Genomic DNA, 15,360 nt, shown 5'->3' with positions numbered 1-15,360 from the left:
AGGAATTGAAAAGCCTCACCGGTTACGGATGAGGCTTTTTCTGGTATCACTCTTTTATCATTTTATCACTTATAGCGGATTCGCGAACGGTTCGTCCACTTATCAGGCAACTTGGGTGTGATAGCCGCAGTGGTCAAACCAGTTTTTGGCGTCCTGGCTGGTAATCAAGTCGATGGCCTCGTACAAGGCGTTTTTCAGGGCGTCATAGGACCGGGCGGCACCGGTGCGCAGCTTGCTTTTGAGCTTGCTCCAGGCCTGCTCAATGGGGGAGAAGTCGGGCGAGTAGGGCGGCAGAAACACGACTTCCACGCCGCGCTTGGCCAGCCACTGGCGTAAGCCGGTCGGGTGATGCACGGGCAGGTTGTCGAGCACCAGTACATCCCCGCGGCGCAGCGTCGGGGCCAGGCAGTAGGCCACATAGAAGGCAAAGCCGCACTGGGTTAGCGCCCGGTCCAGCAGTTGCCCGGCCCCGATCCCGCGCCCGGAAAGCGCCCCGATCAAGGTGAGTGACCGGCCCCGGCTTAGCGGCCCCGCCCCGCCCACGCGGGCCCCGCCAACAGCCCGGGCATGGGTGCGGGCGTAGTCCAGGCGCAAGCCCGTTTCGTCCAGGAAGTGAAACCGGGCCACGTCGGAGCGGGTACACACGTGTTCGACGTGTTGCTTGCGTGCCTCACCGACCCGCTTCAGGTCGCGTTCCGCGGCGTGTTGGCTTTTTTTTTACGCCGCAGCCGGTGCGCGTCCAGCACCTGCCAGATACAGGTCTGGCCCACGGGCCGCCCGCCCTGGGCCTGCCAGGCGGCGCCCAACTCGGCCAGCGTCGCATCCGCGTGCTGGCCGACGTAGGCCACCAGCCAGGCCTGCGCGTCGGCGTCGAGGTAGCGGGCCCGCCCGCCCCGGGCGGGCTTGGGGGCCAGCGAGCCGGTGGTCGCCTGCCGGCGCACCAGGTCTTTGACGAACGAGCGGCTCACGCCAAAGCGGTGCGCCACCTCCGTCTTACAGGCGCCCGGCGCGTGGCAGGCGACGGCCACGCGGGTGCGTAAATCAAGCGAGTACGGTTTCATCCACTGGTCTACGGCTTCCGGTAAAATATGGCCGAACCGTTCACGGATCCGCTATAGCGGTTTCGCGAACGGTGTATGTCCCGGTCCGGCGGCTTTTTCAACCGTCGGGCCGGTTTCCCTTAGCTGACGCTGTTCAGGTGCCATTGCTCAAGCAACGACCGGCCCGACGGCTGAAAAAGCCGCCGGACCGGCAGCCACACCGTTCACGAAACCGCTGTATCCCGCCGCCTGCGCCATCCGCCGCTTGAGCCCTTTGCCCACGCTGTCCAGACGCCGCTCGATGAGCTGGGCTACTCCATTCATCTTCGTCGCCGAGACTCTGGTTGCAGGAGTGCAGGGAGCGGCCAGCCCGGCCGGGGCGGCTTCCCGTTCCGGTTGCGGACCGCTGGATACGCGCTGATCTGAAACGCGGATTGATCCTAATCGCACGGAGAACAAGGCATTGGTCAGCCATCCGCTGCTACCTCACCAATAGTATCACGCTGTCAGCGCGCGGCTTTGGCCGGGCTTAATAACGGCTTACCTGATTCTACATATTACTCCTCATAGTCAGCAGGATAAAAAATAGTTAGCCTCTAATCCACTAAGTGTTGCGGCATCAAAGGAATTTTCAGCTATATATGTGGATTGATTAACAATTCACCCTAAAACTTTCAACAAAATGCTCACAACAGTACTGTTCGGTCTAGTCGACATTCGGGTTGACGATCCGGTTGCTTTCACGTTTTTTACCGGGTACATGGCGATGCTAGCGGCCTCGGTCTTCTTCTTTGCCGAGCGTGGGAGTGTAGAGGGCAAGTGGAAGCTTTCCCTGTTGGTGTCAGCCCTTATCACGGGCATTGCCGCCATCCACTATTACTACATGCGCGACTATTACCTGTCTACCGGTAAGACGCCCACGGCCCTGCGCTACATCGACTGGACCCTTACGGTGCCGCTGATGGTCGTGGAATTTTACCTGCTGACCAAGGCGGCAGGGGCTAAAATCAGCTTGCTGTGGAAGCTTATCGCAGCCGCCGTATTCATGTTGGTGACCGGCTACATCGGCGAAGCCTTTACCGATGGCTCCGCCGGGCACTCCATGCTGTGGGGTACGCTCTCTACGCTGGGCTACGTATACATCCTCTACAGCGCCTGGTTTGGCGAGGTAGCGCAGCTGGCCAATAGCACCGGTGACGCCATTGTCATCAAGGGTATCCGGGCATTGGCGTGGTTTGTCCTCGTTGGCTGGGCCATTTACCCGATTGGCTACATGTGCATGCCGGGTGGCTTGCTGAACATCGGCTTAGGCTGGCAGCCCTCCAACGTCGACCTGTTCTACAACATTGCTGATGCCATCAACAAGATCGGGTTTGGCCTGGTCGTGTACGGCATTGCGGCTTCCGGCAAAAGCGCCGCGGCCGTTCGTGAACTGTCCCCGACTGCTTAGCGCTAAAACCAGGTACGGGCAGACGCGCTGCCAAACTGCTATGTCGGCCTGAATACCTGATTTGATGGGGTACTCACCGGTACTCATAAGCTCATTCCCGCTTTCCACAAATTCTTTGCGGGGGCGGGAATGACTTTATAAGGGGTTACCAGCCTTAGGGCTTGCGCGAAGGTTACGAGCTTGGAATACTATCACGGAACATAATGTCACCGCTTACGCTTATCAATCGACCTGCCTGGGGTGCCGCTCTGCCCCGCCGCGCATCCTACGGGTTTGTGCTGGTGGCGGTGGCAGTGGGGTTGCTGGCCCCTGGCCTGGCCCATTGGCTGCTGGCCCCGCTACTACTAGCCGGCATGCTGCTGCTGGGGGTTGCCCACGGGGCCTGCGACCAGTTTGTGGTGCCGGCCACTCATCCGGCCCTGGCCCGCGAACGGCTCCGTTACTGGGCGGGCTTTCTGATTGGCTACCTGGGGCTGGCCTTAGCAGTGGGTCTGCTCTGGTGGTGGCAACCCGCAGCGGCAGTAGCCCTGTTTTTTGGGCTGACGGCCTGGCACTGGGGTTCGGCCGATGCACCAGCGCTTGCCCCTAATCGCGGCCAATGGATAGCCCATAGCCTGTTGCGCGGCGGTTTGCTGTTTGCCGTGCCCCTGGGATATTGGCCCGAGGAAACAAGAACCATCATCAACGATTTGCTGACGCTGGGCGGTGCAATGCCCGTGAGGGCGGTGGCCGTTGCCCAAACCGCCGTCCTGTTAGGGCCCTCGGTAGCCGTGGGGCACCTGCTGCTGTGGGGTAGCTACTTCCGCCAGAACCGGGGCGGGGTGGCCCGAACGGATATGCTGGAAGTGCTGCTGCTTACCATCCTACTCATGGCTCTGGCCCCGATTTTGTCGGCCGGCGTGTACTTTGTGTTTTGGCACAGCTTACAGCACGTGCTGCGAATGAATCAGCTCATGGGTCGTCCGCTGCTTAGCCGCCGACCGGCCCTACGAACTGAGCTGGGCTTTTTCCTGCGGCGCTCCGCCCCCCTGCTACTCCTCAGCCTGGCGGGTCTGGCCATACTGTACGGCGTAGCCTGGTCGCGGGCGGCTACGGGGTCGGTCTTCGTGAGTCTGGCCCTGCTGGTAGCTTCAGTCGTCACTCTGCCGCACGCACTTCTCGTGACGCTAGGCATGGATGCTGCCCGTTGGCGCTGAAACACCCTTTTCAGCCAGAAACAGTTTAGCTCTTCGCGCTCAGTCTACCCCGCCACCTGCGCCATGCGCCGCTTCAATACCCTGGCCAGGCCATCCAGGCGTCGCCCGATAAGCTGGGCTACTTCGTCGTCCTCGTAGTCGATACCCTGGTTGCGGGAGTTCAGGTAGCGGGCCAGGGCGGAGTTTTCGTCCAGCGTGTCGGCCAGCTCGCTCTGGGCTGTTTCCCATTCTTCCTGCTGCTGCCCTTTCAGATAGCGGGCCCGCAGATCGATGGTCTGGCTGACCAACGCGGCCAGTCGGGCCAGCACGGCTTTTTCCCGCTCCGAAATCTGCCGGAACTCCCGGCCAATAACGGCCAGCATCCCCACGCGGGCCCCATCGGGCATTTGCAGCGCGGCCCCGGCGTAGAACTTCAGCCCAATAGCCTGGGCCACATCGGGCTTGATGAGGGTGCAACTCTCCGGCTTATAGTCGGACGTCACCACCGGCTCGTTCTGTAAAATGGCGGCCGAGCACATGCTTTCCACCCGCGGCAGGCCGGAAATTCCCTCGGCCCCGGTCACCGACTTAAACCACACGTACTCGTCATCAACGAGAGAAATCAGGGAAATGGGGGTATTAAACAGCTGCGCCGCCCAAGCCGTGTAGTCATCAAAAATCGGCTCGGGGGTGGTATTGACGATGTTGTACTGGTGCAGCGTCCGCAGCCGGGCCGCGTCGTGGGCGGGCACCAGGGAATCCGGAAAATTGGTGGTCATATAGTGGGAATCACCCCGTTATTTAGAGCGTGTGAACACTTAGCTAAAAGGGCCTTTGAAGCCATTGAAACAGTCATGCTGAGCTTGTCGAAGCATCTCTACCGAACGTTTTGCCGCAAAAAAGCGGTAGAGATGCTTCGGAAAGCTCAGCATGACCGCCTTTTTCGTTAAGTGTCCACACGCTCTAGTAGTTGGCTTCGCTGGCGGGCAAGTCAATCAGAATGAATTGCGCAGCCTTTTTGGCCCGGATCTGCACCACGTGCTCGTCGGTCATCCGGGCCTGGTCGTTAGGGCCCAGCTCGGTGCCGTTGACGAAGATGGTGCCTTCCTGCACGTAGAGGAAGGTATTGCGGATAGGAAAAGTTTTGAACTCAATTTCCTTGTCTTCCTTCAGATTCGACCAGTAGATGGTAGAATTGGAGTTCATATACACCACGTCTTCCAGCACTTTCTGGCCCGACACCAGCGGTATCAGCTCGTTTTTGGAATCCAGAAAGTTAAGGTCCTTCTGCTCGTAGCTAGGGGCGAGGCCCTTCTGGTTAGGCAGAAACCAGAGCTGGTAGATGTGCAGGGGCTTGTCGGAGCGGTTCATCTCGCCGTGGGCCATACCTGTACCGGCCGTCATGCGCTGCACCTCTCCTTTCGGGATACTGGTTTTGTTGCCCATCGTATCCTCGTGGGTTACCTCGCCGTCGAGCACCAGGGTAACAATCTCCATTTCGGAGTGCGGGTGCTGGGGAAAGCCCGAGTTGGGCGCGATACTATCGTCGTTGAATACCCGCAACGGCCCGAAGTGCATGTTTTTAGGATCGTGATAATCCGCAAACGAAAACAGGAAATAGCTGCTCAGCCAGCTCACGGGGGCGGCATGATGACGGTCGGAGGCGGGAATATATTTCAGCATGGTGGTCGGAAGGTTAGACTGGGGGCAAACTGCCTACCGCATACGCGCCAAGGCGGGGCGAAGTTAGCAACTCCCCAAAAGCGTCAAGCCAGCTCGACGGGACGAACTGGCTTGGCTATCTTTCAAAGAACTGAGCCTATACCTTCCGCATGGTGCTGACCTGCTGCTGCAAATCGAGCACAATGCTGGCCAGACGCGTCAGGGAGAGGTCGGCAATAGGGAACGTGCTGCTGATATAGGATTTGGCTTCCCAGATTTCCACTACGTCCTCCACGTCGATTTCGTAGGGCGAGTACACGGGGTTGTCGGAGTGCAGCGAGAGCGTGGCCCCTTCCTTGAGGCGGTTGAACACGCGCTTGAACACGATGCCTTCCTTGCTGCTCACCACCACGCAGGGCGTGCCGTCCTTCAGCGTCAGCCAGTCGTCGACGTAGCGACCCACGATGACGGTACCCGAAGCGATGGGCAGCATGGAGTCGCCGGCGATTTCGAAGGCCCGGTAGGTGCCGCCGGTGCTGAGCATGGGCAGGCGGAACTTGGGCAGCTCCTCAATAAATTCGGGGTCGGCATAGCCGTTGAGGTAGCCGGCGCTGGCCTTGAGCGGCACCAGCTCAATATTCTCATTCTGGTCCTTATCGACGGTGAGGGCCAGAATGCGCAGGTTGCCGGCCGGCCGCGTGGGGTTCGGATCGGTAGAAGCGACGGGCTCCAGCTGGCGCAGGGCCGCCTTCTGAACGCTCTTCTTGGTGAAGTCATTGGTCACCAGCGAGTCGAGGGTGATGCCGAACAGGCGGGCCATGTTGACCAGGGTGCTGAGCTTGGGCTCGGCCCGGCCTTCTTCGTACGCCCCTACCAGGGAGCGTTTTATATTCAGCTTTTCGGCCATCTGGGCCTGCGTCAGGCTCAGTTCGCGCCGCCAGAATTTCAGGTTCGTGTTAATCATCGCGGATAGGGAGCCGGGAAAGGCTTCGACATCAAAGGGAAACCGGCTCGTGAAATTAGCAACAATGCCGCTGATTTACTAATTCAATTAGCTTTAATTTTTTTCGTAAAAAGTCCCCCTCCATTCCGTTGGCCCCGGCTGCGTCAGCGTAGCGGGGTTGTCCGGGCCACAACGGTACCGGCCTCGGCCCACCACTCGTCATTTTCCCAGTAGCGGCTCCAGCCCAGGCGGGCGTACTTGGGGTTGATGTGCACGCCCCGGTCGCCGATGAGGAACCGCTCGATGACCGTGTTGGCAATGTCCATAAAGTTGGTGGCCCACACCAGCTTCACCGGCTCGGGGTGGGCGGCGCTGGTCCAGGTGCTGGTGAACCGGCTGCCTTCGCCAGGCATCGGGTAGTCCCAGCCGCCGCTTTGGCCCGGCATGTAGGCCAGGCCGCCGGCAACGCGCGAGAAGGTCATGGTGAGCGTGCCGGAAAGCTGCCCGCTACCTTCCCCGGCGGGGTCTTCGCGGAAGCGGAACCGGCCGGCGGCCTGGTAGTGCGCCAGGGCCCGGAAGTCCTCGGCCGGGTGTTGCGGGCGCACCTTCTTCACTGCCGTCAGCAGGATGGTGCCGCGGAAAGGCATGATTCGCTCCCGCTCCCGGCTTTGGCCCCACACATGGTACAACTGCCGGTTCTTACTATCGCGCCGCACCCTTTCGTAGACCAGTTCCAGCCGCCGATACTGCGGCCCCATGCAGCCAATGAGCACCTGCGGCTGGCCCGACTGCGCATTCAGTGCCCAGAGCGGCGCCAGGTTGTGCTGCCGGAAAAATACCGGGGACGACAAGGCAACTGCGGGCTTGCGGGCCGCCGGCCGGGATAATTTGGTGGGTGGGGTAGCCCGTACGGCAGCCGACAGCACCAGCAGAAGCAGTAGCAGTTTCATGGAAAAGCAGGAAAGTGGATTGTCGGGTTAACTAAGCCGCCACGGCCTCAGCGGATACTTTCGGAGCCGCAAACCGCGCCCCGCGCAACAGTCGGCGGGCCGCGCCGGCCTGAATGAGCACTTCGGCCAGCACCAGGTTGCCCGTCCACGACAGCCACGTCACGGTGAGGTAGGTTTCGATGGGCTTGGTGCCGAACAGGTAGTAGAGCAGGTAGCTTTCGGCGCGCAGACTCAGGGCGGCCAGCGTGATGGCGAAGCTGCGGATCATCCAGGCGGTGTGCTCTTCCCAGCGGCGCTGCCGGGCCAGCCGGTAAGCCTGCCAGGTGCTGAGCCACCACACCACGCACTGCAGCGTGAAACCTACTTTGGCCACCAGTCCGCCGTTGGCGTAGGCGGCCAGAATCAGTCCCGAAGGCGCGGCCAGCACTAGAATGGAGGCCACGTAGAGCTTGCCCAGGTTACGGTGCAACGTGGCGCGGCCCGGAAACCAGCGCGGGAAGAACTGCACCAGCCCCGCCGCCAGCACCCACAGGCTGCTGGTAATGTGTACGTAAAACCCCACCCGGAACAGCCCGTTGGCATTCGTCGTCTCCGACTTGGTAGTCAGAAAATGAATGCCCGGCTCGAAGCTCAGGTAGGGCCAGACTTTGGTCGCCATCAGCCCCGCGAAGGCGGCTACCAGGGCGCCGGCCAGAAGTTGCAGGGTGCGGGGGAAAGTTGGGGCAGCGGGCATAGTCAGCAGGTTGGTGCGGGGCGCGGCCAGTACAACGCGGCTGGTATATTCTTATGATTGAATAGAGGGAATATTTTTTCGGTGGGGCTCAGCGTGGCATAAAAAAGAACGTCATTCCTCGGCTGCGCTCGGAATGACGTTCTTTTTTATGCCTTCTTCCTTCCTACTTCCCGCTCAGCCGCTGCTGGTAGAGCCCGGCCAGGCGGAGCTTGAAGTAGTCGTACTTCTCGCGCAGGTGGTCGAACAGGTCGCGCAGCTGGGGCTCGCCACCGAGCTGGGCCCGGGCCGTCATGATTTCGGCGTACTCGCTCTGACTCAGGAACTCCTCGAGGCGGATGGGCTGGCCCTTGGCGTAGAGGGTTTCGATGTGGGAGCGGATGGTGCCGGGGCTCAGGCTGCGGCGCTCGGCAATTTCGTCCACGCTCAGCCCCTGACGGTGCAGCTGGAAGGTGTTGTCGTGAGTGTCGCCGGCCTCGCGGGTGCGGCGGGGGCGCGGCACCTGCTCATCTTCGGGGTCGAGGGAAGTCTGCTGGTCGGCTTCGGCGGCGTCATCGGGCGTGGGGGTGCCGCCCTGGGCCAGGATTTCGCGGATGAACTGCTCGCCATAGTTCTCGAACTTCTTCATACCCACGCCCGAAATGGCCAGCATGGCCACGCGGGAAGTCGGCCGCTCGGCCGCCATTTCCTGGAGGGTAGCGTCGGAGAAAACCACGTAGGGCGGCACGTTCTGCTCGTCGGCAATGCGCTTGCGGAGCTGACGCAGCTTCTCGAACAGGTCAGAGCCGGCGTCGGTGGTTTTGCCGCTGCCGCGCGGAGCCTTTTTGCCCCGGGGCAGCTTCTCGGCTTTCTCGGCGGGCTGGAACTTCTTCATCGGCAGCTGGCGCTGGCCCTGGAGCACGAGCTTGCCCAGCTCGGTAATTTTCAGCGCGTAGCCCTCTTCGTAGGCAATGTAGAGCAGGCCGTCGTTGAGCATCTGGTGGATGTAGCTGTACCAGTCCAGATAGGGCAGGTCGGCGCCGGCGCCGTAAGTCTTGATCTGGTCGTAGCCGCCGCTGAGCACGGCCTGGTTGCGCATGCCGCGCAGCACGTCGATGAGCAGGCCGATACTGCCCCGCTCCCGCATCCGGACCACCGCCGACAGCGCCTTTTGGGCAATGAGCGTGCCGTCGAAGGTGGTGGGCGGGTTGCGGCAGATGTCGCAGTTGCCGCAGTCCTGGGGCAGGGTTTCGCCGAAGTAGTTGAGCAGGATCTTGCGGCGGCAGCTGGCGGCCTCGGCAAACTGCTGCATCCGCTCCAGCTTGGTCAGGTTGAGCTGGGTGACGCTGGGGTTGTCTTTCGTGAGCATGTCGCGCAGACTCATCACGTCGGCGAAGCTGTAGAACAGCACCGCCGTGGCCGGGGCCCCGTCGCGGCCCCCGCGCCCGATTTCCTGGTAGTAGCCCTCGATGTTCTTGGGCAGGTTGTAGTGCATTACCCAGCGCACGTTGCTCTTGTCGATGCCCATACCGAAGGCAATGGTGGCTACGATCACCTGCAGGTCGTCCTTCAGAAAGCCTTCCTGCACGGCGCTGCGCTGGTTAGAGGTCATGCCGGCGTGGTAGAAGCCGGCGCGGATGCCCTTGGCCAGAATCTTCTGGGTCAGCGTTTCGCACTGCTTGCGCGAGAGGCAGTAGATAATGCCCGACTCGTTAGGGTGGCGCTCGATAAACTCCAGGATGCCGGCTACGCGGTCCTGGCCGGGGCGCACGATGAGGTTGATATTGGGCCGGTCGAAGCTGGAGAGGAACACCCGGGGCTCGTGCATCTTCAGCTGCTGCTGAATGTCGCGCTGGGTGAGGCGGTCGGCGGTGGCCGTCAGGGCAATGATGGGCACCTGCGGGAACTGCTCCCGCAGCAGCTTGAGCTGGGTGTATTCGGGGCGAAAGTCGTGGCCCCAGGACGAGATGCAGTGGGCCTCGTCGATGGCGAACATGCTGATGCGCAGGCGCTTCAGAAACTGCGTGAAGCCCGGGGAGACGAGCTTTTCGGGGCTCACGTAAAGCAGCTTGAGGTGGCCGTTGAGGCAGTCGCCGGCAATGGAGTTCTGCTCGGCCTGGCCCACGCTGCTGTTGATATACTCGGCCGAGATGCCGTTAGCCTTGAGGGCCTCCACCTGGTCCTTCATCAGGGCAATCAGCGGCGACACCACCACGCACACGCCCTCCATCACCACGGCCGGCACCTGGAAGCACACGGACTTGCCGCCGCCGGTGGGCATGAGCACCACCGTGTCGTGGCCGGCCATGATGTTGGCGATGATGTCTTCCTGCATGGGGCGGAAGGAATCGTAGCCGTAATACTGTTTCAGGACGCGCCGGGCCGATTCGAGCGTCGGCGTGAGGGCTTCGGGGGCAAATAACATGCGGTAAAAATACGACGGTAAAACGGGAGTTCGGGCAGTTTTGTCAGAGTATGCTAACCCCAGCCGCCTGAAAATCGTGCGCTACCACCCGGTCATGAACTGCTCCTCTGCGCCTGGCCCCCGCTCTACTCCGGCAGCACCCGGGTGTAGGTGTGCGACACCGGTACCGGACATTTCACGCCCTGCCGGCCCAGCGCCTGCTGCAGCTGCTCAATGAGACGGCCGTAGGCGGGCAGGTTCTGGCCGGCGTGGGTGTAGGCCCGAAACGCCACGGCCATGCCCCCGGGCTTCAGCGCCGTCACGACCACTTCGGGGGCCGGATCAGGCAGCACCTGCGCATCGGCCAGCATGAGCGGAATGGCCCAGGCCCGCACGGTGGCCAGGTCGTTGGCGGCGTCAATTTCGGCCGGAATTTCGACCAGGGCCCGGTTCTGGGCCGTTTTATTGACGATGACGTTGTTGGAGGTGGCCCCGTTGGGCAGAATGATGGTGTCGCCCTGGGGCGTGACGAGGATGGTATTGAAAATCTGGATTTCCCGCACTTCCCCCGACTTGCCCTGGCTCTCAATCACGTCGCCGACCACGTAGGGCTTGAAGATCAGGATGAGCACCCCACCGGCGAAGTTGGCCAGCGTGCCCTGCAGGGCCAGGCCCACGGCCAGCCCCGCCGCGCCCAGAATGGCCACGAACGAGGTGGTTTCGAAGCCCACCATCCCGGCCACTGAAATCAGCAGCAGCACTTTCAGCACGATGTTGACCAGACTGGTCAGAAACGAGCGGAGCGAGACGTCGAGCCGGGCGGTGGTTTTGGCAATAACGCGGCTGACCCGACCAATCACCCACCACCCTACTCCCAGCGCCAGCGCGGCCATAAATACTCGGGGCAGATACAGCACGACCAAGGTCTGGAGCTGCTGGGCGTAGGTGGTAAGCTGGTTCATAGGGAGCGGCGGCGGTGGGGTGAGGACAGGCAAGCTGGGGTGAGTATAAGCAACTGAGGTGACGCGGGGCATTCCTGAAACCCTGTTTCAGGAGCTAGGAGTTAGAAGTCAGGAGCTAGAAGCGGGAAGGCAGAAACTAGGAGGCTGAGTACGGGCCGGCTGCCGATTCAAGGCGCGTCGGCCTGGGCACCCGTTCGTTCCTTCCTCTTTAACCCCTGCTTCCTCAACTCCTGGCTTCTAACTTCTAACAGACGGCAACCCGCCGCCCACGGCGTAACCTCAGTTACTCTTTTACCTTGCGGGAGCCCTGGTAGAGCTCGTACTTGAGCAGCCGGCAGTCGATGGGGCCGTTGAAGAGCGGAGTACGCCGCGAGGCTTTCAGGCCCACGCGCTTGGCGGCTTCCAGGTTGCCGGTGAAGATATAGGCGTCGTAGCCCGGGAAGCTGGTTTTGAGCGTGTCGCCGATGGTCTTATACAGCGCGTCCATCTCCTCCTCCTCCCCGATCCGCTCCCCGTAGGGGGGGTTCATGATGACGAGGCCGGGCGCTTCGTTGGCGGGCGCCACGGCGTCTTTCACGTCGCGCACCGCCAGGCGGATGTAGTCTTCCAGATCGGCGGCGGCCACGTTCTGGCGGGCCAGCTCGATGAACTCCGGCGACAGGTCGGAGCCGGCCAGATAGGCCTGGGGTTCGTCGATCCGGGCCCCGCGCGCATCCATGCGCACCGACTCCCAGAGGGACAGGTCGAAGTCGGCCCAGTTCTGGAAGCAGAATTTGCCCTGGTGGTAGAGGCCGGGGGCAATGCGCTGGGCAATCAGGGCCGCCTCGGTGAGCAGAGTACCCGAGCCGCACATGGGGTCAATAAGCGGCTTTTTACCATCCCAGCCGGTCAGCAGCAGCAGCCCCGCCGCCAGGGCTTCGTTGAGCGGAGCGGCGTTGGTTTGCTGACGGTAGCCGCGGCGGTGCAGCGAGTCGCCCGACGAGTCGAGGCTGAGCACCACTTCGTTCTCAATCATGTGCAGGTGCAGACGAATATCCGGGGTCTTCACGTCCACGCTGGGCCGCACGCCGGTGCGGTTACGAAACTGGTCCACGATGGCGTCCTTGGTGAGCTGGGCCACGTAGAGCGAGTGCTCGAAGGAGGACTTGTTGACCACGGCCGTAATGGCGAAAGTCTGGTCGGCCCCGATATACTCGCTCCAGTCGAGGCGGCCCACCTCGCGGTAGAGGGATTTTTCGTCGGGGGCCTGGAAGTGGGCGAAGGGCTTGAGGATGCGCACGGCGGTGCGGCACCACAGGTTGGCTTCGTAGAGCAGCTGCTTGGTACCCGTGAATTCCACGGCCCGCTGCCCGATCTTCTCAATCTTGGCTCCCAGCTGGCGCAGCTCCTGGGCCAGCACTTCCTCCAGCCCGAACTGGGTGGTGGCCGTCATAAAAAAGGAAGCGTCGCGGCGGTTTTCGGACATGGGGCGGGGCATTAGAAGTAAAGTGAAGCGGCAAAGGTCGGGATTCTTCCCTGGAATGCGCGGCTTTATCCGGCGCGCCGGTAGCGTCAACCCTACGGCGTGGCCTGCGTTAGATCTGCTTTACCCCACCTCTTCACCTCCTACCGCATGTCTGACCAGCCAAGTCTCTTTCCCCCGCAACACCAGGATGTGAGGGCCGGCAAGCCCGGTATCGAAGCCAAAATGACGCCGGCGCCCGAGTACATCCGCGCCACCTACCAGGGCGCCGACAAGCTGCGGGGCAAAATCGCGCTTATCACCGGCGGCGACTCCGGTATCGGCCGGGCCGTGGCCGTGCACTTTGCCCGCGAGGGCGCCGACCTGGCCATCGTGTACTTCCCCACCGAGCAGGAAGACGCCGAGAAAACCCAGCAGCTGGTGCAGGCCGAAGGCCGCCGCTGCCTGCTGCTGGCCGGCGACCTGCGGGAGCCGCCCTTCTGCCAGCAGATCGTGGACCGCACCGTGGCCGAGTACGGCCAGCTCAACGTGCTGGTCAACAACGCCGCCGAGCAAACCTGGCACGACGACTTCGCCGACCTCCAGGACGACGAGCTGGACAGCATCTTCAACCTCAACATCATCGCCATGTTCCGCATCACCCGGGCGGCGCTGAAGCACCTCAGGGAAGGCGACTCCGTGATTAACACGGCCTCGGTGAATGCCTACAAAGGCAACGAGCAGCTTATCGACTATACGTCCACCAAGGGCGCCATCGTGTCCTTCACGCGGGCCCTGTCGCTGCAGCTCATCAAGAAGGGCATCCGGGTCAACGCGGTGGCGCCGGGCCCGATCTGGACGCCGTTCGTGACGGGACTGGGCCTGCTCAAGCTGCCCCTGTTCGGGCACAACGTCCCCATGGGCCGCGCCGGGCAGCCGTCGGAAGTAGCGCCCTCCTACGTGTTCCTGGCTTCGGAAGACGCCTCGTACTTCTCGGGCCAGGTGCTGCACCCCAACGGCGGCGACGTGGTCAACGGCTAGGCGCTCCCGGCCGATGCCGTCAGCCGCCAGCTCCTTCAGCGGGGGCTGGCTGTTTTCGTTTGGCGCAGGGGCGGCGGGGCGGCGGGCCTTGCGGGTAATGCCTATCTTTAAGGCCCACTTCTTTCCCACTCCCGCCTGCATGGCCGTTCCTCTTTCCTCTGCTGCTCCCGCCACCACTGCCGCCCCGGCCCGCTCCTACGCCGGGCCCATGCTGCTGATGACGACCCTGTTTTTCCTGTTCGGGGCCGTCACCAACTTCAACGACGTGCTGATGCCCTACCTCAAGGACGTCTGCCAGCTCACTGATCTGCAGTCCTCGGCCGTACAGTCGGCCTTTTTCGGGGCCTATTTTCTGATGTCGCTGCCCGCGGGCTGGGTCTTGAAAAAGCTCGGCTACCAGCGCGGCATCGTCGTGGGGCTGCTGGTGATGGCCGGCGGGGCCCTGCTGTTCATTCCGGCCGCCGACTCCCGGCAGTTCGGTTTGTTTCTCACGGCGCTGGCGGTGCTGGGCGCGGGCATCACCCTGCTGCAGGTGGCGGCCAATCCGTACGTGAGTGTGCTGGGCCCGGCCCGGTCGGCGGCGGCGCGGGTGAGCATCGTGGGCGTGGCCAACAACTTCGGCGGCAGCCTCTCCCCGCTGGTGGGCGGCCTGATTTTGTTCGGCGGCTCGGTGGCGCTGAAAGCCCGGCTGGCAACCCTGCCCCTGGCCCAGCGCCTGAGCGAAGAGTCGCAGCTCGTAAAAGGCCCTTATATGGGTCTGGCCGCGTTTCTGGTGGTGCTGGCGGGCGTCTTTTTCTTCCTGGTCCGGCTGCCCGACCTCGAGGGCATCGACGCCGATGATGCCACTGAAACTACTGCCGGACAAGCGCTTACCCGCCGTACCAGCGCCCTGGGCTTCCCCCATCTGGTGCTCGGCATCGTGGCTATTTTCGTGTACGTGGGCGTGGAAGTCGGGCTGGGCTCGTTTCTGATTCGCTACGGCGAAAGCCAGGGCATTCAGCAGCTGTCGGGCTTCACCCAGAGTCTGGTGCGGGGCCTGAACGTGGCCACCAACTACGCCCTGGTGCTCTTCGGCCAGCAGGCCGAGCCCATTGACACTACCGGCGGCTTCACCAAAGCCGTGGGCGCGGTGCTGGTGTCGTCGTACTGGTTTGGCTCGCTGATCGGGCGGCTGGTGGGCATTCCGCTGCTGCTGCGCTTCCCCAACCGCGCCCTGCTGGTGGCAGTCTGCGCGGCCGGGGCCGCGCTGGTCGGGGCTTCCCTGCTCAGCCAGGGCGAAACGGCCCTGTGGCTCATCGTGCTCTGCGGGCTGATGAACTCCATTATGTGGCCGGTGATTTTTCCGCTGGCCATTACCGGGCTGGGCCAGTTCACCAAGCAAGGCTCCTCCTACCTGATTATGGCCATCGTGGGCGGGGCCCTGATTCCGCCGCTGATGGGCTTCATTGCCACCCACGGCGGCGGCCTGCGCGTGGCCTTCGTGGTGCCCATGCTCTGCTACGTATACCTGCTGTTCTACGCCCTGAGCGGCTACCGGGTACGGTAAGCTGGTTGTTGGTTTTTGGTTGTTGGGCTGGTTTCGG

General features: G+C 62.4%; 14 protein-coding genes. 4 read left to right on the top strand and 10 right to left on the bottom strand.

From position 1 onward, the window contains the following. Positions 1 to 102: 102 nt before the first annotated feature. Both ABD833_RS00220 and ABD833_RS00215 read right to left on the bottom strand, forming a co-directional pair. On the bottom strand, positions 103 to 687 hold the full coding sequence (locus tag ABD833_RS00220) for an IS630 family transposase (protein ID WP_345070309.1): 585 nt from the start codon (positions 685 to 687) through the stop codon (positions 103 to 105). Further along, on the bottom strand, positions 684 to 1,061 hold the full coding sequence (locus ABD833_RS00215; RefSeq protein WP_345070168.1) for a transposase: 378 nt from the start codon (positions 1,059 to 1,061) through the stop codon (positions 684 to 686). The genes ABD833_RS00220 and ABD833_RS00215 overlap by 4 nt, the downstream gene beginning before the upstream one ends. A 661-nt stretch (positions 1,062 to 1,722) precedes the next feature. Between ABD833_RS00215 and ABD833_RS00210 the strand changes: the two genes are divergently transcribed. Next, complete coding sequence (locus ABD833_RS00210; protein WP_345070166.1) at positions 1,723 to 2,490, top strand: bacteriorhodopsin; 768 nt, start codon at positions 1,723 to 1,725, stop codon at positions 2,488 to 2,490. Positions 2,491 to 2,693: 203 nt separating this feature from the next. Continuing rightward, positions 2,694 to 3,686 (top strand): Brp/Blh family beta-carotene 15,15'-dioxygenase, encoded by a 993-nt coding sequence (locus ABD833_RS00205; protein WP_345070165.1) that lies wholly within the window; start codon positions 2,694 to 2,696, stop codon positions 3,684 to 3,686. A gap of 44 nt (positions 3,687 to 3,730) precedes the next feature. On the opposite strand, the gene ABD833_RS00200 is transcribed toward ABD833_RS00205, so the two are convergent. From ABD833_RS00200 to ABD833_RS00165, 8 genes are all read right to left on the bottom strand, one after another. After that, positions 3,731 to 4,444, bottom strand: a complete 714-nt coding sequence (locus tag ABD833_RS00200) for a GAF domain-containing protein (protein ID WP_345070163.1) — start codon at positions 4,442 to 4,444, stop codon at positions 3,731 to 3,733. Between the two features lie 184 nt (positions 4,445 to 4,628). Then, positions 4,629 to 5,348 carry a pirin family protein gene (locus ABD833_RS00195; RefSeq protein ID WP_345070162.1) on the bottom strand — a complete coding sequence of 240 codons (720 nt, stop codon included), beginning with the start codon at positions 5,346 to 5,348 and terminating at the stop codon, positions 4,629 to 4,631. Positions 5,349 to 5,484: 136 nt separating this feature from the next. Beyond that, positions 5,485 to 6,291, bottom strand: coding sequence for a helix-turn-helix domain-containing protein (locus ABD833_RS00190; RefSeq protein ID WP_345070161.1), 807 nt, complete (start codon positions 6,289 to 6,291; stop codon positions 5,485 to 5,487). 143 nt (positions 6,292 to 6,434) lie between these two features. Next, positions 6,435 to 7,220, bottom strand: a complete 786-nt coding sequence (locus ABD833_RS00185) for a hypothetical protein (protein ID WP_345070160.1) — start codon at positions 7,218 to 7,220, stop codon at positions 6,435 to 6,437. Between the two features lie 31 nt (positions 7,221 to 7,251). Next, complete coding sequence (locus ABD833_RS00180; RefSeq protein WP_345070159.1) at positions 7,252 to 7,953, bottom strand: DUF2306 domain-containing protein; 702 nt, start codon at positions 7,951 to 7,953, stop codon at positions 7,252 to 7,254. Between the two features lie 163 nt (positions 7,954 to 8,116). After that, complete coding sequence (gene recQ / locus ABD833_RS00175; protein ID WP_345070158.1) at positions 8,117 to 10,354, bottom strand: DNA helicase RecQ; 2,238 nt, start codon at positions 10,352 to 10,354, stop codon at positions 8,117 to 8,119. Positions 10,355 to 10,479: 125 nt separating this feature from the next. Further along, the gene (locus tag ABD833_RS00170; RefSeq protein ID WP_345070157.1) at positions 10,480 to 11,295 is read right to left on the bottom strand and encodes a mechanosensitive ion channel family protein; all 816 of its coding nucleotides are present in this window, start codon (positions 11,293 to 11,295) and stop codon (positions 10,480 to 10,482) included. A gap of 283 nt (positions 11,296 to 11,578) precedes the next feature. Next, on the bottom strand, positions 11,579 to 12,760 hold the full coding sequence (locus tag ABD833_RS00165; RefSeq protein WP_345070156.1) for a THUMP domain-containing class I SAM-dependent RNA methyltransferase: 1,182 nt from the start codon (positions 12,758 to 12,760) through the stop codon (positions 11,579 to 11,581). A 147-nt stretch (positions 12,761 to 12,907) separates the two neighbouring features. Between ABD833_RS00165 and ABD833_RS00160 the strand changes: the two genes are divergently transcribed. Next, positions 12,908 to 13,777, top strand: a complete 870-nt coding sequence (locus ABD833_RS00160; protein WP_345070155.1) for an SDR family oxidoreductase — start codon at positions 12,908 to 12,910, stop codon at positions 13,775 to 13,777. 139 nt (positions 13,778 to 13,916) lie between these two features. After that, complete coding sequence (locus ABD833_RS00155; RefSeq protein ID WP_345070153.1) at positions 13,917 to 15,323, top strand: sugar MFS transporter; 1,407 nt, start codon at positions 13,917 to 13,919, stop codon at positions 15,321 to 15,323. Positions 15,324 to 15,360 lie beyond the last annotated feature (37 nt).

This window comes from Hymenobacter fastidiosus, assembly GCF_039539565.1.
In the GTDB taxonomy this organism is placed as follows: Bacteria; Bacteroidota; Bacteroidia; order Cytophagales; family Hymenobacteraceae; genus Hymenobacter; species Hymenobacter fastidiosus.
Note: the sequence above shows the minus strand (reverse complement) of the source record. Positions and strands in the feature narration are given on the sequence as shown.